The following is a 22,455-nucleotide window of genomic DNA, read 5'->3' as shown; positions in this document are numbered from 1 at the left end:
GGTGAAGATCGACACGCCACGGCTCCAGGGCTCGCTCTCGCTCCTCGGCGGCCGCATCGACGATCTGTCGCTCAAGGATTATCAGGTCTCGCTCGACCCCGGTGCACCGGACGTGCGGCTGCTCGCCCCCGTCGGCGGCACCGAACTAGGCAGCGACAAACCCTATTACGCCGTCTACGGCTGGCTGCCCGCGGGCGGGCTTGCCGCGACGGCGGTGCCGGACGCCCGGACGCTCTGGACGCTGGAGAACGGCAGCACCCTCGCCCCGGGTCAGCCCGTGACACTCGCCTGGGAGAACGGCGCCGGGCTCGTCTTCCGCCGGAGCGTTTCGGTCGACGAGAACTTCCTGTTCACGGTGACGCAGCGCGTCGAGAACACGACCGGGGCGCCCGTCCGCCTTGCGCCCTACGGGATCGTGGCCCGCCACGGCATCCCCGATGCCTCGCGCATCTATGTGCTGCACGAGGGCGTGGTGCGGATGAGCGACGGCACGCTCCAGGAGATCAAGTATGCCAAGATGCCCGACCTCGACACCGACCCGAGCGAGGGCGCGCCGGCGGAACTCCAGAGCGTGACCGGGAACGGCTGGGTCGGCTTCACCGACAAGTACTGGATGACGACGCTCATCCCCGTTGCCGGCCAGCCCTTCACCTCGGTCGCCAAGTACGTCCCCGGCGCCGATCTCTACCAGACCGAGGCGCGCCTGCCGGTGATGGAGGTCGCTCCCGGCGCGACGGCCGAGGCGACGACCATGCTCTTCGCCGGGGCGAAGGAATGGGAGGCGATCAACCACTACCAGAACGACCCCGGCTGGTTTGACAGCCTGCTCGGCGCCAAGACCGATCCGGCGCGGCCCAAGGTCGACCGCTTCGTCGATTCGATCGACTGGGGCTGGTACTTCTACCTGACGAAGCCGATGTTCCGACTGCTGCACTGGCTCCACGGCGCGATCGGGAACATGGGCTTCGCGATCATCGCGCTGACGGTCATCATCAAGCTCCTCGTCTTCCCGCTCGCCCGCACCTCCTACGTCTCGATGGCGCGGATGAAGGAACTTCAGCCCGAGATGGAGAAGCTGAAGGAGCAGGCCGGCGAGGACCGCCAGAAGCTCCAGCAGGGAATGATGGAGCTCTACAAGAAGAACAAGGTGAACCCGGCCTCCGGCTGCCTGCCGATCCTCCTGCAGATCCCGATCTTCTTCTCGCTCTACAAGGTGATCTACGTCACGATCGAGCTCTACCACGCGCCCTTCGTCGGCTGGATCCGCGACCTCTCGGCGCCCGATCCCTCCTCGGTCCTGAACCTCTTCGGGCTTCTGCCCTGGGCGACGCCGGAGCCGGGCAGCCTCTTCTTCATCTTCTCGCTGGGCGTCCTGCCGATCCTCCTCGGCATCTCGATGTGGTTCCAGCAGAAGCTGAACCCGGCCCCGACCGATCCGACGCAGCAGGCGATCTTCGCCTGGATGCCCTGGATCTTCATGTTCATGCTCGGCAGCTTCGCCAGCGGCCTCGTGCTCTACTGGATCGCCAACAACACGATCACCTTCATCCAGCAGTACAGTATCATGTCGATGCACGGGAAACGCCCCGACCTCTTCGGCAACATCAAGGAGGGCTTCAAACGCAAGCCCGCCGCACCGACGGACAAGGCAAAGTCGAAATGACCGCCGTTCTGGCCCGGATCTTCCGCCACCCGATCAAGTCGATCGGGACGGAGGATCTCGGCCAGACCATGCTCGCGACGGGCCGCTCGCTGCCCCTCGACCGCGAATGGGCCGTCCTGAACGACCGCGCCAAGGTCGCGCGCCTTGCAGACGGGCGGGCGAGCGCCTGGGGGTCCAAGGCGAATTTCCTCACCGGCCGCGCCGGGCCCTCACTGATGGCGGTGACGGCCTCGATGCAGGCCGACGGACGCCTCAGGCTGCATCACCCGGACCTCCGGCAGCTCGACATCGACCCCGAGGACCCGGCGGATCAGGCGAAGCTCGTCGCCTGGCTGCGGCCGATCTGGCCCGCGGATGCACCGGCCCCGACCGCGGTGGTACGCGCGCCCGGCCAGCCGCTCACCGACGAAGCCGTTCCCTACGTCTCGCTCATCGGCAGCGCCTCGCTCGATGACCTCTCCGCGCGCGCGGGCACGCGGCTCTCGCCCCGCCGCTTCCGCGCCAATTTCTGGATCGACGGCTGGGCGCCCTTTGCGGAGCTCGACCTCATCGGCCGGCGTCTGCGCATTGGCGGGGCCACCCTGGAGGTCGTGGAACGCGTGGGCCGCTGCCGCGCCACCGACGCCAACGCCGAGAGTGGCGCCCGCGACATCGACATGCTCCGCCTTCTTCAGGCGGAATACGGCCATACCGACCTCGGCGTCTTCTGCACCGTGGTCGAAGGCGGCCCCGTGGCGCGCGGTGACCGGGTGGAGGTCCTGTGACCGCGCTCCCCTTCCCCCTCGCCGAAGCGCCCGGCGCCGAGGCTGCGGAACGCGGCCGGCTGCTCTTCGCCGGACCCGTCGATTTCGTGAAGGGCGTCGTCCGGATGGACGGTCTCCCCCCCGCCGACCGGATCGAGGTCTGCTTCGCGGGGCGCTCCAACGTCGGGAAATCCTCGCTCATCAACGCGCTCACCGGCCGCAAGAACCTCGCCCGCGCCTCCAACACCCCCGGCCGCACGCAGGAAATCAACTTCTTCGCCGCCGGGAATGCGCGCTATCTCGTCGACCTGCCGGGATACGGCTTCGCCGAGGCGCCCGTGGCCGTTGTCGCGAAATGGCAGGCGCTTCTCAAGTCCTACCTCTCCGGCCGCTCGACGCTCCGCCGGGCCTTCGTGCTCATCGACATGCGCCACGGCATCAAGCCGGTGGACGAGGAGATCCTGACCCTCCTCGACCGGTCCGCCGTGCCGTTCCAGACCGTGCTCACCAAGGCCGACAAGGTGAAGGCGGCGGAGCGCGACAGGGTCCTGGCCGAGGTGCGGGCCGCGCTCCAGAAGCATCCCGCCGCCTACCCCGAGCTTGTCGTCACCTCGTCGGAAGAGGACGAGGGCATCGAGACGCTCCGCGCCATCATCGCCGGGCTGGAATAGCCCCTCCGTCTTCTTGGCCGAAATACTCGGGGAGGTCCGGAGGGGCAGCGCCCCTCCGGCGGGTCGGCCGCGCAAGCGGCCGAAATCCTCAGACGTGCTGCCCCGCGTTCACCTCGATCTCCGTCCCGGTGACGTAGGAGGAAGCGTCCGAGCAGAGGAACCAGATGACCTCCGCGACCTCGCGTGGCTGGCCGAGCCGGCGCAGGGGCAGCGTCTCGACGATCTTCTCGGTCCCCGGCGACAGGATCGAGGTCTCGATCTCGCCGGGCGCGATGGCGTTCACCCGCACGCCCATGGGGCCGAAGTCATGCGCCATCTCGCGCGTCAGCGCCTTCAGCGCCGCCTTCGACGTCGCATAGGCCGCGCCGGCGAAGGGATGCACGCGTGAACCCGCGATGGAGGTGACGTTGACCACCGCGCCCCGTGCCGCCGACAACTCCTCCCGGAGCCCGCGGGCGAGCACGATGGAGGCGAAGAAATTGACGTGGAACACGTGACCCCAGGTCCTGAGGTCGGTGTCGAGCGTGGAAAGCCGACCCCCTCCCGGGCCCTTGGGCGAGATGCCGGCGTTGTTCACCAGCGCATGAAGCTTGCCGCCGAGTTTCCTGCGGATTCCCGCGATGGCCTCGATTGTCCGGTTGGGATCGGCGAGGTCGATGACGATGTGGTCGTCGCGGCCCCCGCCCCAGGGGCATGCCTCCGGGAAGGGCTGGCGCGAACAGGTGATGACGCGCCAGCCCTCGCGGGCGAAGCGCATCACCGTCGCGTGCCCGATCCCGCGGGAAGCCCCGGTCAGAAGAAGGGTTTTCGTCTCGCCCATGCCGGCCTCCGCTGAGCCATGGCGCCAAGCTATGCATTCGCCGGGGAAAGGCAACGCCCCTCGGCCCTTGGCAGGTCCCGCGCGACGGGCTAACAGGGGCGCGTCAGAAGGACCCGCGCGATGAGAAAGCAGCAGATGGATCGTGACTGGATCGCCACCGCCCGGACCCTGTCCGAGGCGCTCCCCTATCTCCAGCGCTATGCCGGCGCGGTCGTCGTCGTGAAGTTCGGCGGCAACGCAATGGGCGACGAGGCCGCGATGGCCGAGTTCGCGCGCGACATCGTGCTGATGCGCCAGGTCGGCGTGAACCCCGTCGTCGTCCATGGCGGCGGGCCGATGATCAACGACCTCCTCGCCCGGCTCGGCATCAAGTCGGAGTTCGTGCGCGGCAAGCGCGTGACCGACAAGGCCACCGTCGAGGTCGTGGAGATGGTGCTGACGGGCCTTGTCAACAAGCGGATCGTGCAGGCGATCATGGACGAGGGCGGCCGCGCCGTAGGGCTTTCGGGCAAGGACGACGACCTCATGGTCTGCGAGGCCGACGACCCCGATCTCGGCTTCGTGGGCCGCCCGGTGGAGATGAACGTGCAGGTCCTGCGCGATCTCTTCGCCGCCGGGATCATTCCGGTGGTGGCGCCCGTCGCCACCGGGATGAAGGCGAACGAGACGTTCAACGTTAACGGCGACACTGCCGCCGGCGCGCTCGCCGCGGCGCTGAAGGCCGACCGGCTGCTCCTGCTCACCGATGTCTCTGGCGTGAAGAACCGGGAGGGCGAGGTCGTCACCCAGCTTTCGCCCGACGAGGTGCGCGGGATGATCGCCGACGGCACGATCTCAGGCGGGATGATCCCGAAGGTGGAAACCGCGCTCGCCGCCGTGGAAGGCGGGGTGCGCGCTGCCGTGATCCTCGACGGGCGGCAGCCGAACGCCTGCCTGCTGGAGCTTTTCACCGACCACGGCGCCGGCTCCATCATCCGCTCGACCGAGCCGCGCGTGAAGCCGCGCCGCACGTGACCACCTACGAAGAGATCGCGACACGGGCCTCGGCCGAGGCGCTCGACCTCCTCGGCGCGTTCCACCCCGGGCCGGGTGACCGCACGCCCGGGGGCACCGGCACGCTCCTCCTTCTCGGTCCGCGCGAACCCGGGTTCTGGGCCAGGCTCACCGGCTCCCCCGAATGGCGCGACGGGTCGCCCGATCCGCTGGACCGCTGGTCGGCGCGGGTCGTGGCCGGGCTGGCGCGGGACCTCGGGGGGCAGGCGCTCTTTCCCTTCGGCGGGCCGCCCCATCATCCGTTCTACGCCTGGGCGCTGCGGTCCGGCCGCGCCTTCGCCTCGCCAGTCACGCTCCTCGTCCACGACCGGGCTGGGCTCATGGTCTCCTACCGAGGCGCCATCGCGCTGCCTGGGCGGATCGAGTTGTCGGTGCCCCCCGCAGCCTCTCCCTGCGCCGCGTGCGCCTCGAAGCCCTGTCTCTCCGCCTGCCCCGCCGGCGCGCTCGATGCCCGGGGCTACGACGTCGCCGCCTGTCATGCGTTCCTCGACACCGCGGACGGCGCCGATTGCCTTTCCTCGGGCTGCATCGTTCGCCGCGCTTGCCCGATCTCACGCGCCTATGGCAGGCTGCCCGAACAATCCGCCTATCACATGAGGCTGTTTCATCGATGACCCCGCCCGGCCACCGCCGCCTGATCCTCACACGCCATGCCAAGTCCTCGTGGGTCGATCCGGCGACGGCCGATCACGACCGCCCGCTGAATGCCCGCGGACGGCGCGCCGCGCTGGAACTTGGCGAATGGCTGCATTCTCGCGGATACGAGCCGGACGAGGTCCTCTGTTCAACCGCCGCGCGGACGCGCGAAACCTGGGCCCGCGCCGCCGCGGCACCGCTGGAGGTGACGCCGAAGGTCGCCTATCTGGAGACGCTCTATCACGCCGCGCCCGCGACGATGCTCGACGTCCTGCGCGAAGCGACCGGCGACTGCGTGATGATGATCGGCCACAACCCGGGCATCGCCGCCTTTGCCGCCCTGCTGCCGGCCCGTGCCCCGGCCGATCCCGACTTCCGCCGCTATCCCACGGCCGCGACGCTCGTCGTCGATTTCCAGGTGGCGGACTGGAAGGATGTCGCGCCCGCCTCGGGCAGTGTGCTCGACTTTTTCGTGCCCTCCGGGCGCGACTGAGGCCCCGCTTCCCGTCGCCCGTCCCGGAACGCCTCGCGGCCTCGGGGCCGGGGCCCCGGGCAGCCGCGCCGGCGTTCAGTGCCCAAGGATCTGGCTCAGGAAGAGCTTCGTCCGGTCCGACTGCGGGTTGTTGAAGAATTCCTTCGGCGCATTCTGCTCGACGATCTGGCCCTGGTCCATGAAGATCACCCGGTTCGCCACAGCCTGCGCAAAACCCATCTCGTGGGTGACGCAGAGCATGGTCATCCCCTCCTCGGCGAGCTCGATCATGGTGTCGAGCACCTCCTTGATCATCTCGGGATCAAGGGCCGATGTCGGCTCGTCGAAGAGCATGATCCGCGGTTTCATGCAGAGCGAGCGGGCGATGGCAACCCGCTGCTGCTGGCCGCCCGAAAGCTGGCCGGGGTACTTGTGGGCCTGCTCGGGAATCTTGACCTTATGGAGGAAATGCATCGCCGTTTCCTCGGCCTCCTTCTTGGGAACCTTGCGGACCCAGATCGGGGCGAGCGTGCAGTTCTCTATGATGGTCAGATGCGGGAAGAGGTTGAAGTGCTGGAACACCATGCCGACCTCGGAGCGCACCTTGTCGATGTTCTTGATGTCGGAGGAAAGCTCCGTCCCGTCGACGATGATCTGGCCCGCCTGGTGTTCTTCCAGGCGGTTGATGCAGCGGATGAGCGTGGACTTGCCCGACCCTGAGGGGCCACAGATGACGATGCGTTCGCCCCGGTTCACCGTCATGTTGATGTCGCGCAGGACGTGGAATGTCCCGTACCACTTGTTCATGTTGGCGATCTGGATCGCGACCTCGTCCGACACCTGCATGTGGCTACGGTCGATATTGCGGGTGATGGCGTGCGGGTCCGACATGGGCGGGCTCCTTAGCGATGCTCGCGTTTCAGCAGGCGTTCGAGATACATTGAGTAGCGCGACATGCTGAAGCAGATGATCCAGAAGATCACGCCGACGAAGATGTAGGGTTCCCAGTAGGCGCCCTTCCACTCAATGGAGGCGCGAACGGCGTCCGTGATGCCCTTCAGGGGGTCGAGAAGGCCGACGAAAATGACGAGCGTCGTGTCCTTGAAGAGCCCGATGAAGGAGGAGACGATGCCGGGGATCGAGATCTTGAGTGCCTGCGGCATGATGATCAGCCGCTGCGCCTTCCAGTAGTCGAGCCCCAGGGCATCGGCAGCCTCGTATTGCCCGCGCGGCAGCGCGGCGAGCCCACCTCGGATCACCTCGGCGATATAGGCCGAGGCGAACAGCGTCACCATGATGATGACGCGCAGGATGATGTCGAAGTTGGTTCCCGGCGGCAGGAAGTAGTTCAGGAGCAGCGAGGCGGTGAAGAGGAGCGTGATCAGTGGCACGCCGCGGATGAACTCGATGAAGCCGACGCAGAGCGTCTTCACGAGGAACATGTCCGACCGCCGGCCGAGCGCGAGGATGATCCCAATGGGCAGCGAGAAGGCGATGCCGGTGACGCCGATGGTCAGCGCGAGGACGAAGCCGCCGAAGCGGTCAGAGCGGACGGCCTCGATGCCGAGGGGCACCACGCCTTGCAACGCGCCGGCCACGGGCCCTGCGGCGAAGAGCCACCAGAAGGTCGGCACGAGCACCGCCGCGACGACCGCGAGGATCGAGCCGCCGCGAGGCTGGACCAGCGAAAACGCCAGCCATCCGAGCACGAAGCCCAGCACAGCGACGACGGGCACCCAGACCGACCCGCCCCACAGGAGCCAGAAGCCTACCGCCGGATAGAGAAGCGTGAAGATCATCAGCCGTCGTGGCGCGTAGACCTGCACCGCGACGAGCGCCGCCACGAAGACGAGCGCCAGGACGTTGTATTGGCCAAGCGCGAGGATCGACACGACCGTCAGCGCCGCGATGAGGGCGATGAAGATCGTCGCCGCCCGCTGGCTTTGCGTGAAGAGGATCGGCCCGATCGCGATGAGCAGGAGCCCGAAGGCAAGGACGGGACGCCAGTAGAGTTCCGCCGGATAGAAGCCGTAGAGGAACTGCGGCCAGCGTTCGCGGATCACCGCCCAGCAGGCTCCCTCGGCGCCAGGTCCCCAGCGCTCCTCGATGATCGCACGGCATTCGGTGATCGAACCCGCGTCCCAGACCGAATGCAGGAACCATGGCAGGAACTTCTGCACAAGGAACAGGATCGCAGCGAGCCCGGCGATCGTGAGCAGGGTATTGAGCCAGCCGGAGAAAAGGTTTTCCCGAAGCCACTTCACCGCACCGGACTGCATCGCCGGCGGCGGGTCGGGCGGCAGCATCGTGTCGCGGACAAAGGGAGCGGTCTGTGCGTGAAGGTCCGACATCTCAGCGCTCCTTCAGCTTTACGGCGTTGTTGTAGACGTTCATCGCCGAAGAGATCAGCAGGCTCAGAGCCAGATAGATCAGCATCATCAGCAGGATGCACTCCAGTTCCCGCCCCGTCTGGTTGAGCGTGATGCCGCCGAGCGTGCCGCGCAGATCCATGTAGCTGACGGCAATGGCGAGCGAGGAGTTCTTCATCAGGTTCAGGTACTGCGAGATCAGGGGCGGGATGATGACCCGCAGCGCCTGCGGCAGGATGATCAGATTCATCGTGCGCCCCGGCCTGAGTCCGAGCGCGAAGGCGGCTTCCGTCTGCCCCTTCGAGATCGCCATGATCCCGGCACGGACGATCTCGGCGATGAAGGCGGCAGTATAGAGCGTCAGCGCCAGCCAGAGCGACATCAGCGCGTTCGATACGTTGATTCCTCCCTTGAAGTTGAACCCCGCGAGTTCGGGATAGCTGAGATGGAAGCCCAGCGCGACGAGAAGCCCGACCGGCAGCACCAGCAGCATGAGAAGGCTCTTCCACCACGTCACCGGGCGCACACCTGTCGCCTCCTGCACCCGTGACGCGCTGGCCCTGATGGCGCGGTATCCTAAAACGGCGATCGCCACCGCGGCGAGGAACGCGAGCACGTTCAGGCTGATCGGCACGTCGAGAACCGTGAACGAGCCGAGGCTGCGCGACACTTCCGGCGCGGGAACGTAGGTGCCGCGGTTGGTGATGGCGATGCTGTCGAAGAACGACATCGTTGCCTCGGGCTCCGTCCCCTCGGCGATCATCTGTTCGGTCACGCGGAACTGGTTCGGCGCCGGCGTGATCTCGGTGAAGACGGCGAGCGCCACAAGGATCCAGAGAAGCAGCGGCACGTTGCGGAAGGTCTCGACATAGACCGTCATGATCCGGCCCACGAGCCAGTTCTTGGACAGCCGCAGGATGCCGACGAATACCCCGATGATCGTGGCCGCAACGCAGCCCATGACGGACACCAGGATCGTGTTGACGAGCCCCACGAAGAGCGCGCGCCCATGCGTGCTGTCGTTCGTATAGGGGATCAGCGTCTGATTGATGTCGTAGCCGGCTCGGTACCAGAGGAAGTCAAAGCTGAAGTCCTTGCCGAGCGTCTGCAGGTTCCTGACGATGTTGTCGACAAGCCAGGCAGCACCGGCCATGAACAGGAGCAGCACGACGATCTGGATGGTCATCGACCGATACCGCGTATCGTAGATGAGCATGCTCAGACGGAATGCGTCCTTTGGAGCGTCCGTAACAGCAGTCATGTCGTATCCCCGCCCGGATGGCGCGGCTGGCATGCGCCAGTCCTTTCGGGGTCTCGATGCCCCTCGCCCCGGATTGTCCCTGTTGAGAACCGAAGGGGCGCCCCCTCGCGGAAGCGCCCCCGGTGATGGTCAGATCAGCGGAACGGCGGGGTGTAGAGCAGGCCGCCCTGCGTCCACTGCGCGTTCAGGCCGCGCGCGAGACCGATCGGGGTCGATTCGCCGATGCTCGCCGCGAAGACTTCGCCATAGTTGCCCGTGGCGGCGATCGCGCGCTTCGCCCAGTCCTTGTCGAGCCCGATCATCGTGCCGAGGTCGCCCTCGGTGCCGAGCATCCGGTTGATCTCGGGGTTGTTCGTGCCCTTGGCCAGTTCCTCGACGTTGGCCGAGGTCACGCCATACTCTTCGGCGGCGATGAGCGCGTTGAGCGTCCAGCGGACGATGTCGGCCCACTGGTCGTCGCCGTGCCGGACGAGCGGACCGAGCGGCTCCTTCGAGATGATCTCCGGCAGGATGATGTGATTCTCGGGATCGGCGAAGACGGCGCGCGTCGCGGCCAGGCCCGAGGCGTCGGTCGTGTAGGCGTCACAGGCGCCGGCGAGGTACTGCTGCTCGCCTTCGGCGTTCGTGTTGATCGGAACCGGCTGGTAGGTCATGTTGTTGACCTTGAAGAAGTCAGCCAGGTTGAGTTCCGTCGTGGTGCCGGTCTGGATGCAGACGGTCGCGCCATCGAGTTCCTTGGCCGAGGACACGCCGAGATCCTTGCGGACCATGAAGCCCTGACCGTCGTAGTAGTTGACGCCGACAAAGGTGAACTTGAGATCGGTGTCGCGCGAGAAGGTCCAGGTGGTGTTGCGCGACAGAAGGTCGATCTCGCCCGAGGCGAGCGCGGTGAAGCGGGTCTCGCCGGTGGTGGGCACGTACTTGACCTTCGAGGCATCGCCGAGCACGGCGGCGGCGACGGCCTTGCAGACGGCCACGTCGAAGCCCTGCCAGTTGCCGTTCGCATCCGGCGCGGCAAAGCCGACGAGGCCGGTGTTCACGCCACAGATGAGCTCACCCCGGGCCTTCACATCGTCAAGCGTCGCCGCCGATGCGAAGCCGGCCAGAACGGTGGTCGCGGCCAGCGTCCCGAGGAATACGGATTTTTTCATGCTTACCTCTTCCTGAGTTGCCGTCTCCCCAGACGGCGGTTTGGGCCAGGTGGTCCTGGCGCTGTTCATTGGTCCCCTGTCCGCCTTGCGGCCGAGGATTTGAGTAGGCGAAGTCTTGCCGGATGCGCCGGCGACGTCAAGAAAGCAATCTCGCGTTTCCCCCGCGGAAAGCGACAATCGCGTGGCCGCCCAGGGCGGGAGGGGTCGCGCGGGGGATCCGCGCAACATTATTCCCCACGGGAGCGGCAGAGCGACCAGAAATGACGCGCGGCATGGAAGTCGGCGCGCTTGCGCTCGGCCGCCTCGGCCGCTTCCTCGTCGTGGCCCCATTGCGACGCCTGCCAGTCCTCGTCGAATCGGGACAGACGCCAGAGCGCTTCCGCGTCGAACTCGTCGCGCGTCGCCGCAAGGCCGAGGACGAGCGACCCCGTCAGCGCGACCAGGTCGTGAAGCGCGGTCAGCTCGAAGGGCGAGCAGGCGAAGACTTCGGCCGACATCGCGGCGAACGCCGCCGCCGGCTGCTCCACCGGCTCGATGCCGCGCGTGGCGACGAGTCGCGCACCGAAGGCCTGCCCGCCCCAGTCGAGCATCGGATCCCAGGCTTTGGCCTGCGCACGGACAAGCTCCTCCGGTCCCTCGGCGCGATAGCAGAGCAGGTCCGAGCCGCCATAGGCTGCGATCATCGCAGCGACCTCGTCAAACTGCGTCGCAACCTTGTCGACCGCGGCATTGGCCGCGCGGGTCACGGGCATCCGCAGCGGGTCGATGCCACCCTCGACCGCCGCCCATTCGGCCGCGACCGCATCGGCCATCGCGCGGGTCGGAAGGAGGAGGGGCCGTTTCGCCGGGGTCTTCACTGGCCGCGCGTCGAGCCGCACGGCGAAGCTGCCCCCCTCCGGCACGACCGTCACCGTCTTCCAGAACCGTTTCGCCTTCCACGCGGTCATGCCGCCCTCCAGAGATCGTCGAGCGCCGGCACCAGGTCGTCGAATCGCGCGATCACGGTGTCGGCGCCGGCGGCGGCAAGCTCGGCCACAGGATGATAGCCCCAGGCGACGCCCACCGTGGCCATGCCGGCGGCCAGCCCCATCTCGATGTCGAACGTCGTGTCGCCGATCATCACCGCCCGCGCGGCCTCGGTCCCCGTCTCGGCGAGTGCTGCGAGAAGCATCGAGGGGTGCGGCTTCGACGGGTGGTCGTCGGCGACCTGGGTCGTGACGAAATGCGCGTTGAGCCCATGCGCATCGAGGATATGGGAAAGGCCCCTGCGCGACTTTCCCGTGGCGACGCCGAGCATGACCTCCGGCCGCGCGCGAAGCGTCCGAAGCGCCTCGGCCGCGCCGGGAAAGAGCGGCGAGAGGGTCCTCGCGCGGAGCTGGCCGAAGCTTGCCTTGTAGGCCGCGACGATATCCGCGCGTGTGCCATCGGGAAGGTGTGGCACCAGACGCTCCACCGCGACGGGGAGCGACAGGCCGACGATCGAGAGCACCGCCTCGCGCGCGGGCAACGTCGCACCCGTTGCGGCAAAGGCATGGTCCATCGCCGCAAGGATGTGGTCCTGGCTGTCGATCAGCGTGCCGTCCACGTCGAAGACGACGAGCCTGGGGTCGGCCGTCATGCTTCCTCCGCGAAGGGGTCGGCGGGCACGTCCGCCTCGGACCAGCCGAGCGTCTTCCATGTGCGCTTCATGTGGTCCGGCAAGGGCGCGGTCAGGGTGATGCGCTTGCCGGTCACCGGGTGGTCGAAGCTGATCGAGCGGGCGTGGAGGTGAAGCTTGCGGCTGATCTCGCCGCCCAGCTGGGCGCCCCAGCCGTCGCCGAGGTTCTCCTGCCCGGACCCGCCATACTTGCCGTCGCCGACGATCGGGTGGCCTATCTCCGCCATGTGAGCGCGCAGCTGGTGCGTGCGCCCGGTGATCGGCACCAGCGCCACCCAGGCCGCGCGGCTGCCGAGCGCGTCGAGCACCGCATAATCGGTGGTCGCACGTTTCGCGCCCTCGGTCTCGTCGACCTTCGCGGGATGGACGGCGACCATCTTCTCGCCCTCGCCTCCGCGCCCGTGCCCCGGCGCCTTGACCAGGCCGAAACGGACGGTGCCCATCTTCGGCGATGGCACGCCTGCGACCGCCGCCCAGTAGATCTTGCGGGTGCTGCGCGACCGGAACGCCTCTGACAGCGCCCGGGCCACGCGGTCGGTGCGGGCAAGGAGCAGGACCCCGGAGGTGTCCTTGTCGAGCCGGTGGACGAGCTTCGGGCGGTCCTTGTAACCGAAGGCCAGCGCCGGGGCCAGCCCGTCGACATGACGCCCGCCCTGCCCCGAGCCGCCCTGCGACGGCAGGCCCGGCGGCTTGTTCAGGGCGATGATGTGTTCGTCCTTCCAGAGGACGGCCGCCTGGATCATCCGCGCGTCGGCCTCGCTGATCCCGGCCTCCGGCCTGGGCGCCGTCGCCGGCACCGCCTTGGGCAACGGCGGGACGCGGACCTGCTGGCCCGGGGCGACGCGGGTGGAGGCCTTCACGCGGCCGCCATCGACACGGACCTGGCCCGTGCGGCAGAGTTTTTCCACCTGACCCTGCGTGATCTCGGGGAAGTGCCTCTTCAGCCAGCGGTCAAGCCGCGCCTCTCCCTCGGCCTCGGCAACGGTCAGGGTGACGACGCCGCTCATGCGAAGACCCCCCGCGCGGCGGCCATTCCGGCGACGATGCCGGCGAGGGACAGGATGACGGAGCCCGCGACATAGGCGGCGGCAAGGCTGGCCTGCCCCCGCTCCCAAAGCGTGAGCGCATCGAGCGAGAAGGCGGAGAAGGTGGTGAATCCCCCGAGAATCCCGGTCATCAGCAAGGGCGCGAGCCGCGTCGCGTCCTTGTGCGCGAGGGTGACGACGAGCGCGCCCATGAGAAACGAGCCGAGGACGTTCACCGCGACGGTCGCCCAGGGGAAACCGGGGCCGATCAGGCGCATCGTGCCCACGTTGACAAGATAGCGCGCCGAAGCGCCGAGCGCGCCACCGAGGGCAACCTGGAGAAGGGTCTGGATCATGGCGTCCTCCTTCCCGCGCGGCGCGCGCGAAGTCAACGGGCCTAGGGGGCTGTCCGCACCCTCCTGGCGCCGCGGCCGGTTCACCCCGGAGAGTATTTCGGCCACGATGACAGGCTCAGCGATTGCGTTCGGCGCGGAGCCTGGCAAACCAGTCGAGCCGCTTTTTCAGTTCGCGTTCGTAGCCGCGCTCGACCGGCTGGTAGAGAACGGGGCGCTTCATCGCCTCGGGGAAGTAGTCCTGCCCCGAGAAGGCGTCCTCGGAGTCGTGGTCGTAGGCATAGCCCGCGCCGTAGCCCTGATCCTTCATCAGCCGTGTCGGTGCGTTCAGGATGTGCTTCGGCGGCGGTTCGGACCCGGTCTTCCGCGCCATGTCCCGGGCGGCCTTGTAGGCAACATAGCCCGCGTTCGACTTCGGCGCGAGCGCAAGGTAGGTCACCGCCTGCGCCAGCGCCAGTTCGCCCTCGGGGCTGCCAAGGCGCTCGTAGACCTCCCAGGCGTGCAGGCAGAGCGATTGCGCCTGCGGGTCGGCGAGGCCGATGTCCTCCACCGCCATGCGGGTCAGCCGGCGCGCGAGGAAACGGGGGTCCTCGCCGCCCTCGAGCATCCGGGCAAACCAGTAAAGCGCCGCGTCGGGGTCCGAGCCGCGGACGGATTTGTGCAGGGCCGAGATGAGGTTGTAATGCTCGTCCCCCGACTTGTCGTATTTCGCCGCGCGCCGCATCAGGCGGCTTGCCAGCGCCTCGGTCGTAAGGGGCGCGGCAAGTTTCCACGCGGCGACCTGCTCGATGAGGTTGAGCAGCGCGCGGCCGTCGCCATCGGCCATCTCGATCAGCGCTGCGCGGGCCTCGGCCTTCAGCGGCAGGGCGCGGCCGATCTCCTTCTCCGCGCGCTGGACGAGGCGTTCCAGATCGGCGGGGGAAAGCCGTTCGAGGACGATCACCTGGGCGCGGCTGAGGAGCGCCGCGTTCAGCTCGAACGACGGGTTTTCCGTCGTCGCGCCGACGAGGACGATGGTGCCATCCTCCATATGGGGCAAGAAGCCGTCCTGCTGGGCCTTGTTGAAGCGGTGGATCTCGTCGACGAAGAGGAGCGTGCCGCGCCCCTGGGTGCGGCGGAGCCTCGCGGCCTCGAAGACCTTCCGGAGGTCCGGGATTCCGGTGAAGATCGCGCTGATCTGGACGAAGTCGAGGTCGGTCGCGTCGGCGAGAAGCCGGGCGATGGTCGTCTTGCCGACTCCGGGCGGCCCCCAGAGGATGAGCGAGGACAGGCTGCCCGCCGCAAGCATGGCGCCAAGCGGGCCCTCGGGCGCGAGCACCTTGTCCTGGCCGATGACCTCGGAAAGCGTGCGCGGCCTCAGCCGGTCCGCCAGGGGGCGCGGATGGGCGGTTTCGGGCGCCTCGATGTCGGCTCGGTCGAAGAGGTCGGACATGGCGCGAGACTACATCGCGCCGGGGACGTCGGAAAGGCGGCTCGGCGGCCGGCCGGGGTTCCCCGCCGCCGAAGGGGCCGTCAAGGTCAGTGCATCTTCGCCGAAAGATCGATCTGAACGCATTGGTAGTCGCCGTCGTCGATGAACATCACCGGCCCGACGGCCGTCGCGGTCAGCCCGCAACGGCCATACCAGCGAGGCCAGTTCGCGGGCGTGATGGCGATCAGCTGGGTGGCGCCGACGTCACGCGCGGATTTCACCATCGCGCTGACCATGTAGCCATGCACCCGGCGGCGGATCGACTGCGGCACGGTGTGCAGCACGAAGACGCGCGTGCATTCCCAGATGTTGGGATCGACCGGCGCTTCCTCGTAGAGAAGATCGGCGGGCAGGCTGGCGAGAAGCCCGCGCTGTGCATCGCGGATCATGTAGCTGTAGATGCCGCACTTCGCCGTCGTCGGTGTCAGGCGGATGCCGGCATAGACCTGGCCGGTGTGGTCGTGGATGGCGATCCAGCGGCTCGCCGGCGTGTCGTACTGGTCGTACTCCATGTCGAGCGCCTCGGGCAGGTTCCAGCGCTTCTCGACGATGAAGGACTGTTTTCGCGCCCGGAAGAGGTTCGCGAACAGCTCTCCGTGGTTATGGAGATTGGCAAAGGACAGGATTGTCGTGTTCATACTTAGACCCCCGCTTCGAAGTTCCAGGAAACCCTGCATGGAGGCGGGAAACCGTCATCGGATCACATCAGCCGGTAGTCCTTGGCGCGCTGGATCGCCTCGGCCGTGGTCCGCGCGAGCAGCTTCTGCCGCGCGGACATGAGACGGGCCTTGAGCGCGCTTTCGGAGATGTTCAGCTTGGCTGCTGCTGCCGCGTGGCGGTCCCCCGCGGCGATCAGCCGCAGAGCTTCGATTTGAGCCGTCGTCAGACTCTCGGGCGGCTCGGTGATGTCATGGAGCCGGCGTACCAGGTGCGTGATCTTCTCGACCTCATCGTCGTGGAAGTCGCGGTCGGAGCGCGCGAAACTCGAAATCGTCCTGGACCGGATCGGGCCGCAGGACACGGTGAGGCCAAAGACCAGCCCGAAAGCCTTCGCTTCGGTGAAAAGGCCGAAGGGGTCGGGGACATCGATCTCCGACCAGCGGCAGGCGCCTTCCTTGCTGAACCCCCAGGCGATCGTCGGGTCACGCAGCGCGTAGGCCTTCTCGGTGTAGTGATCCAGCCAGTCCTGATTGTAGTTCGAGAACTGCATCAGCGGCGAGGCGTAGCGAATGTGCAGCCCAATGAAATACCCGGCCGGCGCCATCAGCGCCAGCGAGTGCAGGATCGGATCGAGTGTTGGCATTCCGGACATGTCCTTTTAGACAAGTTGCTTTCAGGATGGTCAACCGTAAATTGTGCGACGAACCGTACTTCTTTCCGAGGGTTAGCATTTTGCATACGATCAATCCCGGCCTTTTTGCCAGAGTCATGCGGCTCCCCGATTCCGCCCGGGCTGACCTTCTCGAATTCCTGGGTGCCACGCCGGTAGCGGACGCGCAACTGTCGCACATGATCGACGGCATTGCCGAGAAATTGCGCTGCGACGCGCGCCCGTCGCGCGCCGAGGCGAACTGACGGCGTCCGGCGCGAGCGGCGCGGACACGGCCGCTTCGAACAAAAAACCCCGCCGGTTGTCCGGCGGGGTTTTTTCTCTAGCCAGAGAATCCGGCACCGGATGGTCAGGATTCGGCCGCTTCCTCAGCCTCCAGGCGCGCCTTGTCCGCCGCGCCCTTGGCCGCCGGGTCGCGGTCCACGAATTCAACGATCGCCATCGGCGCCATATCGCCATAGCGGAAGCCGGCCTTCAGGATGCGCACGTAGCCACCCTGACGCTCCTTGTAGCGGGGCCCGAGGATCTCGAACAGGCGTGCGACATGCTTGTCCTGCTTCAGTTGCGCCGCCGCCAGGCGGCGGGCGTGCAGATCGCCACGCTTTGCGAGCGTGATCAGCTTCTCCACGATCGGGCGCAGTTCCTTCGCCTTGGGAAGGGTGGTCTTGATCTGTTCGTGTTCGATGAGCGAACCGGCCATGTTGGCCCAGAGCGCCTTGCGATGCTCGTGTGTACGGTTCAGACGGCGATAGCCGCGGGCGTGACGCATTTCAAACTCCTATCCGTGTTTTGCTTTGTCCGGCGGGCGTGGTCCTCGCGCCGCTCTCCTTGGGGGCCTGCGACCCGGTCGTTCCCCGCCATCGCGGGCATTTGCGGGGGCCGTCTAGGCGACCGCCCCCGCGAAGTCAATCAGAACTGGTCCTCGAACCGCTTGGCGAGGTCCTCGATGTTTTCCGGCGGCCAGTTCTCGACGTCCATACCGAGGTGCAAGCCCATGCCCGAGAGCACTTCCTTGATCTCGTTCAGCGACTTGCGGCCGAAGTTCGGGGTGCGCAGCATCTCCGCCTCGGTCTTCTGGATGAGGTCGCCAATATAGACGATGTTGTCGTTCTTCAGGCAGTTGGCCGAGCGCACCGAAAGCTCCAGCTCGTCCACCTTCTTCAGGAGGAGCGGATTGAACTCCAGCCCTTCTTCCGCCTCGCCCTTGCCGGCCGATTCCGGTTCCTCGAAGTTCACGAAGATGCCAAGCTGGTCCTGCAGGATGCGGGCGGCGTAGGCCACCGCGTCATCCGGCGTCAGCGAGCCGTCGGTCTCGATCTTCATGGTCAGCTTGTCGTAGTCGAGCACCTGGCCCTCGCGGGTGGGCTGGACCTCGTAGCTGACCTTCTTGACCGGCGAATAGATCGCGTCGATCGGGATGAGGCCGATGGGCGCATCCTCCGGACGGTTCTTGTCGGCCGCGACATAGCCCTTGCCGGTGTCCACCGTCAGTTCCATGAAGAGGTCCGCGCCCTCGTCAAGGTGGCAGATCACGTGGTCCTTGTTGAGGACCTCGATCCCGTTGGATTCCGAGATGTCGCCTGCCGTGACGACGCCCGGGCCCTTGGCTGAGATCGAGAGCCGCTTCGGCCCCTCGACGTCCATCTTCAGCCGCACGCCCTTGAGGTTCAGGACGATGTCGGTCACGTCCTCGCGCACGCCGGCGACCGACGAGAACTCGTGCAGGACGTTGTCGATCTGCACCGAGGTGATCGCCGCGCCCTGAAGCGACGACATCAGCACCCGCCGCAGCGCGTTGCCGAGCGTCAGCCCGAAACCGCGCTCCAGGGGCTCGGCGATCAGTGTCGCCTGGCGCTGAGGATCGTTGCCCGGCTTGACTTCAAGCTGCTGTGGCTTGATCAGATCGGCCCAATTCTTGTGGATCATGCGTTCTGCCTCCATACCTGCCCCCGGCTCATGACCGACGCCGGGAACGCCCGAGGAAAATGCGAAGGCCACCCGGGCCCCGTGCCTCGCGGCAGGGTCCGGGTGGCGGTGATCTGCGTCAGACGCGACGGCGCTTCGGGGGACGGCAGCCGTTGTGCGCAATCGGCGTCACGTCGCGGATCGACGTGATGCTGAAGCCGACGGAGGCCAGGGCGCGGAGCGCGGATTCGCGGCCCGAGCCCGGTCCCTGGACTTCGACTTCCAGCGTCTTGACGCCATGCTCCTGCGCCTTGCGGCCGGCGTCCTCGGCGGCCATCTGGGCGGCATAGGGCGTCGACTTGCGCGACCCCTTGAAGCCCATCGTGCCGGCCGACGACCAGGCGATGGCGTTGCCCTGAACGTCCGAGATCAGGATCTTGGTGTTGTTGAAGGAGGAGTTCACATGCGCCACGCCGGCGGCGATGTTCTTGCGCTCCTTGCGCTTCATGCGGGTCTTGTCGCGTGCCATATCGGAACCCTCCCCTTACTTCTTCTTGCCGGCGATGGCTTTCGCCGGGCCCTTGCGGGTGCGGGCGTTGGTGTGGGTGCGCTGGCCGCGTACGGGCAGGCCCTTGCGGTGGCGCAGGCCGCGGTAGCAGCCGAGGTCCATGAGCCGCTTGATGTTCATCGTGACTTCACGGCGCAGGTCGCCCTCGACCGTGTAGTTCGCGTCGATATGTTCGCGGATCGCGAGCACTTCGGAGTCGGAAAGCTCGTTCACCCGGCGGGCCGAGTCGATCTTCACCGCTTCGCAGATCTTGCGCGCGATGTCCGGGCCGATGCCGTGGATATACTGGAGGGCGATGGGGACGCGTTTCCCCGTCGGGATGTTGACGCCAGCAATACGTGCCACGCGTGTCTTCCTTTCGTTGCGGTTCCGTAGCGCCAGAACCTTTTTTCACAACTGTGGCCCGAGGCCGCGGGGGGCTTCGGGCCGGCTTGGCCTCACTGATTCGCAATGGGGAAAGCCCGGCAAATCAAGACGATTCTCGTCAGAGACGCCGTGACCTAGTGGGTTTGGCCCGGGTCGTCAAGCACCCTTTGCCTTGTCAAGCACATCGGCGATGGATTTCGCCACGGCGTCGATCTCGGCCAGACCGTCGACGGTGGAGAGATCGCCGGTGGCGTAATAATAGCCGATGAGCGGCGAGGTCTTCTTGTAGTATTCCATCAGCCGCTGCTTCAGGCTTTCGGCGTTGTCGTCGGCGCGGCGCCTGAGATCGGCAGAGCCGCAGACATCGCAGACGCCCGGCTTCGCCGTGGACTTGGTCCGGTCGTGGTAGACCTCGCCGCAGTTGCCGCAGGTGAACCGGCCGGAGATGCGATCGACGAGGGCCTCGTCATCGACGCGCATCTCGATGACGGCATCGAGCGCCTGCCCCGACCGCTTCAGGAGCGCCCCGAGCGCATCGGCCTGGGCGAGCGTGCGCGGAAAGCCGTCGAAAATGAATCCCTTGGCCTTCGCCGCTTTCAGCTTCTCCTCGATGAGGCCGATCACGATCTCGTCGGTCACGAGCTGCCCCGCCGCCATGACAGCGGCGACCTTCCTGCCCATCTCCGTGCCGGAGGTCTGCGCCTCCCGCAGCATGTCGCCGGTCGAAAGCTGGACAAGCCCGCGTTCCTCGACCAGCCGGCGTGCCTGCGTACCTTTCCCCGCGCCCGGCGGGCCGAGCAGGATAATGTTGGTCATGGACTGTCCCCCTTAGCGGCGGGCAGGCGCCTTGCGCGTGGCGCCCCGCTTCTTGCCCCGCAGCTGCGATTTCTCGATGAGCCCCTCATACTGGTGCGCCAGAAGGTGGGACTGGATCTGGTTGATCGTGTCCATCGTCACCGAGACGACGATCAGCACCGAGGTGCCGCCGAAGTAGAACGGGATCGCGAACTGCGAGCGCAGGATTTCGGGAAGCAGGCAGACGGCCGCCAGATAGGCCGAACCCACGACGAGGATACGGGCCACGACATAGTCGAGGTAATCGACCGTCTTGCCTCCCGGACGGATGCCGGGGATGAACCCGCCCTGGTTCTTCAGGTTCTCGGCCACATCGTCCGACTTGAAGGCGACGTTGGCGGTGTAGAAGTAAGTGAAGAAGACGATCATCGCCGAGAAGAACAGGAGGTAGAGCGGCTGGCCGGGGCCGAAGTAGGCGAGGATCGTTGACATGACGGGGCCCGTCTGGGCGCCCGAGAAGGTCGAGACCGTCGTCGGCAGGAGGAGGAGCGACGAGGCGAAGATCGCCGGGATCACGCCGGCCGGGTTGACCTTGATCGGCAGGTGCGAGGACGAGCCGTCATAGATCTTCATGCCGACCTGGCGGCGCGGGTACTGGATGTGGATCTTCCTCAGCGCCCGCTCCATGAACACGACGAAGGCGATCACGCCCACCACCATCGCCATGACGCCGAGGATGACGCCGGGATGGATGTTGCCCACACGGCCCTGCTCGAAGAACTGGGCGAGCGCGCCGGGAACCTCGGCGATGATGCCGACGAAGATGATGAGCGAGGTGCCGTTGCCGATGCCGCGCGCGGTGATCTGTTCGCCGATCCACATCAGGAACATCGTGCCGCCGACGAGCGTGATTACCGTCGCCGCCTGGAAGAAGAGCCCGGGATCGTGGGCGAGGTTGCCCGCCTCGAGGCTCTTTGCCAGCCCGTAGGCCTGGAAGGTCGCCAGGACTACCGTGCCGTAGCGGGTGTACTGGTTGATCTTCTTGCGCCCCTGCTCGCCTTCCTTCTTCAGCTGGTCGAGCGCGGGCACCATCGCCGTCAGCAGCTGGACGATGATCGAGGCCGAGATGTAGGGCATGATGCCGAGCGCGAAGATGCCCATGCGGCCGAGCGCGCCGCCGGTGAACATCTGCAGCATCCCGCCGATGCCCTGCGAGGCGCTCTGCATGAACTCGCGCAGGGCTGTCGTGTCGATGCCCGGCACCGGAATGTAGGTGCCAAGGCGGTAGACGATCAGCAGCCCGAGCGTGAAGAAGATGCGCTGGCGAAGGTCCGTGGCCTTGCCGAGGGCGCCCCAACTGATGTTCGCCGCCATTTGCTCTGCAGCAGATGCCATTCCGGTCTCTCTCATGTGGAAGCGCCGCCGGACCGTTTTCCGGTCAGGCGGCGCTTGGAAAACACGTGCCTATGTAAGCGCCGCGAAGGTCGCCCACAACACCTTATTCGGCCGTTGCCGCCGCCGTGACGGAAAGCGAGCCGCCGGCCTTCTCGACGGCTTCGACCGCGGCCTTCGACGCGCCGGTGACGGCGAGCTTCAGCTTGGCCTTGATCTCGCCCTTGGCGAGCACGCGGATGCCGTCGAGCTTGCGGCGGACGACACCGGCCGCGACCAGAACGTCCTCGGTGATTTCGGCCTTGGCGTCGAGCCGGCCCGCATCGACGAAGCTTTGGATCTGGCCGAGGTTCACCACGGCGAACTTCTTCTGGTTGGGCTTGTTGAAGCCGCGCTTCGGCAGCCGGCGGTAAAGCGGCATCTGGCCGCCTTCGTAGCCGCCGATGGCGACGCCCGAGCGGGACTTCTGGCCCTTGATGCCGCGGCCGGCGGTCTTGCCCTTGCCGGACCCGGGACCGCGCGCGACGCGCTTGGACTTCTTCGCTGCACCGGGATTGTCCCGGAGTTCGTTCAGTTTCATGTCGCTTCTCCTTGGCCGGAAAAGCCCCGCCAGCGACGGATGGGGCCACACGGCATTTCTTGGTTGTTGACTCGGACCCTTCCGGGCCACCCGCGGGCGTATAGACGGGAAGGCTGCCCGGATCAAGGGCGATGCGGTGCCCGCAGCGCATCACGAAATGGAAAGGCCCCGGCG

Annotated in this window: 26 protein-coding genes; 7 read left to right on the top strand and 19 right to left on the bottom strand. The window is 66.9% G+C overall.

Translation table 11 applies throughout. The features are described 5' to 3' along the window. The 3 genes from yidC to yihA all read left to right on the top strand — a co-directional run. On the top strand, nucleotides 1-1,663 hold a 1,663-nt coding region (gene yidC / locus F9K34_RS08205), incomplete at its 5' end, for a membrane protein insertase YidC (RefSeq protein WP_291336428.1). Continuing rightward, nucleotides 1,660-2,427 (top strand): MOSC domain-containing protein, encoded by a 768-nt coding sequence (locus F9K34_RS08200; protein ID WP_291336427.1) that lies wholly within the window; start codon nucleotides 1,660-1,662, stop codon nucleotides 2,425-2,427. The genes yidC and F9K34_RS08200, both read left to right, overlap by 4 nt. Next, the gene (yihA, locus tag F9K34_RS08195) at nucleotides 2,424-3,077 is read left to right on the top strand and encodes a ribosome biogenesis GTP-binding protein YihA/YsxC (protein WP_291336426.1); all 654 of its coding nucleotides are present in this window, start codon (nucleotides 2,424-2,426) and stop codon (nucleotides 3,075-3,077) included. The genes F9K34_RS08200 and yihA overlap by 4 nt, the downstream gene beginning before the upstream one ends. An 88-nt stretch (nucleotides 3,078-3,165) precedes the next feature. Here the strand turns inward: yihA and F9K34_RS08190 are convergent, their stop codons facing one another. Then, complete coding sequence (locus tag F9K34_RS08190) at nucleotides 3,166-3,897, bottom strand: SDR family oxidoreductase (protein ID WP_291336425.1); 732 nt, start codon at nucleotides 3,895-3,897, stop codon at nucleotides 3,166-3,168. 135 nt (nucleotides 3,898-4,032) lie between these two features. On the opposite strand from F9K34_RS08190, the gene argB reads away from it, so the two are divergent. Genes argB through F9K34_RS08175 form a run of 3 tightly spaced genes read left to right on the top strand, consistent with a single transcriptional unit; the run spans nucleotide 4,033 to nucleotide 6,079 of the window. Next, complete coding sequence (argB, locus tag F9K34_RS08185) at nucleotides 4,033-4,911, top strand: acetylglutamate kinase (RefSeq protein ID WP_291336429.1); 879 nt, start codon at nucleotides 4,033-4,035, stop codon at nucleotides 4,909-4,911. Next, a complete protein-coding gene (locus F9K34_RS08180; protein WP_291336424.1) occupies nucleotides 4,908-5,564 on the top strand; it encodes a ferredoxin in 657 nt (218 codons plus the stop codon). The genes argB and F9K34_RS08180 overlap by 4 nt, the downstream gene beginning before the upstream one ends. Further along, complete coding sequence (locus tag F9K34_RS08175) at nucleotides 5,561-6,079, top strand: SixA phosphatase family protein (protein WP_291336423.1); 519 nt, start codon at nucleotides 5,561-5,563, stop codon at nucleotides 6,077-6,079. The genes F9K34_RS08180 and F9K34_RS08175 overlap by 4 nt, the downstream gene beginning before the upstream one ends. 75 nt (nucleotides 6,080-6,154) lie before the next feature. On the opposite strand, the gene F9K34_RS08170 is transcribed toward F9K34_RS08175, so the two are convergent. From F9K34_RS08170 to F9K34_RS08120, 11 genes are all read right to left on the bottom strand, one after another. Further along, complete coding sequence (locus tag F9K34_RS08170) at nucleotides 6,155-6,949, bottom strand: amino acid ABC transporter ATP-binding protein (RefSeq protein WP_291336422.1); 795 nt, start codon at nucleotides 6,947-6,949, stop codon at nucleotides 6,155-6,157. Between the two features lie 11 nt (nucleotides 6,950-6,960). Next, on the bottom strand, nucleotides 6,961-8,409 hold the full coding sequence (locus F9K34_RS08165) for an amino acid ABC transporter permease (protein ID WP_291336421.1): 1,449 nt from the start codon (nucleotides 8,407-8,409) through the stop codon (nucleotides 6,961-6,963). A gap of 1 nt (nucleotide 8,410) precedes the next feature. Then, nucleotides 8,411-9,688: an amino acid ABC transporter permease gene (locus F9K34_RS08160; protein ID WP_291336420.1), complete on the bottom strand. Its 1,278-nt coding sequence runs from the start codon at nucleotides 9,686-9,688 to the stop codon at nucleotides 8,411-8,413. A gap of 134 nt (nucleotides 9,689-9,822) precedes the next feature. Further along, nucleotides 9,823-10,839 carry an amino acid ABC transporter substrate-binding protein gene (locus F9K34_RS08155; RefSeq protein WP_291336419.1) on the bottom strand — a complete coding sequence of 339 codons (1,017 nt, stop codon included), beginning with the start codon at nucleotides 10,837-10,839 and terminating at the stop codon, nucleotides 9,823-9,825. 227 nt (nucleotides 10,840-11,066) lie between these two features. Then, the gene (locus F9K34_RS08150; protein WP_291336418.1) at nucleotides 11,067-11,786 is read right to left on the bottom strand and encodes an ATP12 family chaperone protein; all 720 of its coding nucleotides are present in this window, start codon (nucleotides 11,784-11,786) and stop codon (nucleotides 11,067-11,069) included. Next, complete coding sequence (locus F9K34_RS08145; RefSeq protein WP_291336417.1) at nucleotides 11,783-12,457, bottom strand: HAD-IA family hydrolase; 675 nt, start codon at nucleotides 12,455-12,457, stop codon at nucleotides 11,783-11,785. The genes F9K34_RS08150 and F9K34_RS08145 overlap by 4 nt, the downstream gene beginning before the upstream one ends. Then, nucleotides 12,454-13,503: an RluA family pseudouridine synthase gene (locus tag F9K34_RS08140; protein ID WP_291336416.1), complete on the bottom strand. Its 1,050-nt coding sequence runs from the start codon at nucleotides 13,501-13,503 to the stop codon at nucleotides 12,454-12,456. Before F9K34_RS08140 ends, F9K34_RS08145 begins: the two co-directional genes overlap by 4 nt. Next, nucleotides 13,500-13,877, bottom strand: coding sequence for a fluoride efflux transporter CrcB (crcB, locus tag F9K34_RS08135; protein WP_291336415.1), 378 nt, complete (start codon nucleotides 13,875-13,877; stop codon nucleotides 13,500-13,502). The genes F9K34_RS08140 and crcB overlap by 4 nt, the downstream gene beginning before the upstream one ends. A 115-nt stretch (nucleotides 13,878-13,992) precedes the next feature. Beyond that, complete coding sequence (locus F9K34_RS08130; protein ID WP_291336414.1) at nucleotides 13,993-15,306, bottom strand: replication-associated recombination protein A; 1,314 nt, start codon at nucleotides 15,304-15,306, stop codon at nucleotides 13,993-13,995. 86 nt (nucleotides 15,307-15,392) lie between these two features. Continuing rightward, nucleotides 15,393-15,983: an acyl-homoserine-lactone synthase gene (locus F9K34_RS08125; protein ID WP_291336413.1), complete on the bottom strand. Its 591-nt coding sequence runs from the start codon at nucleotides 15,981-15,983 to the stop codon at nucleotides 15,393-15,395. 62 nt (nucleotides 15,984-16,045) lie between these two features. Continuing rightward, entirely contained in the window at nucleotides 16,046-16,657 is a 612-nt protein-coding gene (locus tag F9K34_RS08120) for a helix-turn-helix transcriptional regulator (protein WP_291336412.1), read from the bottom strand. A 26-nt stretch (nucleotides 16,658-16,683) separates the two neighbouring features. On the opposite strand from F9K34_RS08120, the gene F9K34_RS08115 reads away from it, so the two are divergent. Beyond that, the gene (locus F9K34_RS08115; protein WP_291336411.1) at nucleotides 16,684-16,920 is read left to right on the top strand and encodes a hypothetical protein; all 237 of its coding nucleotides are present in this window, start codon (nucleotides 16,684-16,686) and stop codon (nucleotides 16,918-16,920) included. Nucleotides 16,921-17,024: 104 nt separating this feature from the next. On the opposite strand, the gene rplQ is transcribed toward F9K34_RS08115, so the two are convergent. From rplQ to rplO, 7 genes are all read right to left on the bottom strand, one after another. After that, nucleotides 17,025-17,444: a 50S ribosomal protein L17 gene (gene rplQ / locus F9K34_RS08110; RefSeq protein WP_291336410.1), complete on the bottom strand. Its 420-nt coding sequence runs from the start codon at nucleotides 17,442-17,444 to the stop codon at nucleotides 17,025-17,027. 140 nt (nucleotides 17,445-17,584) lie between these two features. Beyond that, entirely contained in the window at nucleotides 17,585-18,601 is a 1,017-nt protein-coding gene (locus F9K34_RS08105) for a DNA-directed RNA polymerase subunit alpha (protein ID WP_291336409.1), read from the bottom strand. A 118-nt stretch (nucleotides 18,602-18,719) separates the two neighbouring features. Then, a complete protein-coding gene (rpsK, locus tag F9K34_RS08100; protein ID WP_291336408.1) occupies nucleotides 18,720-19,109 on the bottom strand; it encodes a 30S ribosomal protein S11 in 390 nt (129 codons plus the stop codon). Between the two features lie 15 nt (nucleotides 19,110-19,124). Then, the gene (gene rpsM, locus F9K34_RS08095) at nucleotides 19,125-19,493 is read right to left on the bottom strand and encodes a 30S ribosomal protein S13 (protein ID WP_291336407.1); all 369 of its coding nucleotides are present in this window, start codon (nucleotides 19,491-19,493) and stop codon (nucleotides 19,125-19,127) included. Nucleotides 19,494-19,670: 177 nt separating this feature from the next. Next, complete coding sequence (locus tag F9K34_RS08090; RefSeq protein WP_291336406.1) at nucleotides 19,671-20,330, bottom strand: adenylate kinase; 660 nt, start codon at nucleotides 20,328-20,330, stop codon at nucleotides 19,671-19,673. Between the two features lie 12 nt (nucleotides 20,331-20,342). Beyond that, complete coding sequence (secY, locus tag F9K34_RS08085) at nucleotides 20,343-21,704, bottom strand: preprotein translocase subunit SecY (protein WP_291336405.1); 1,362 nt, start codon at nucleotides 21,702-21,704, stop codon at nucleotides 20,343-20,345. Nucleotides 21,705-21,807: 103 nt separating this feature from the next. Next, nucleotides 21,808-22,281, bottom strand: coding sequence for a 50S ribosomal protein L15 (gene rplO, locus F9K34_RS08080; RefSeq protein ID WP_291336404.1), 474 nt, complete (start codon nucleotides 22,279-22,281; stop codon nucleotides 21,808-21,810). Between the last annotated feature and the right edge of the window lie 174 nt (nucleotides 22,282-22,455).

The sequence above is a fragment of the Albidovulum sp. genome (assembly GCF_008933605.1).
Lineage (GTDB): Bacteria > Pseudomonadota > Alphaproteobacteria > Rhodobacterales > Rhodobacteraceae > Albidovulum.
The sequence above is the reverse complement of the archived record's forward strand: the minus strand, read 5'-3'. Positions and strand labels throughout refer to the sequence as shown.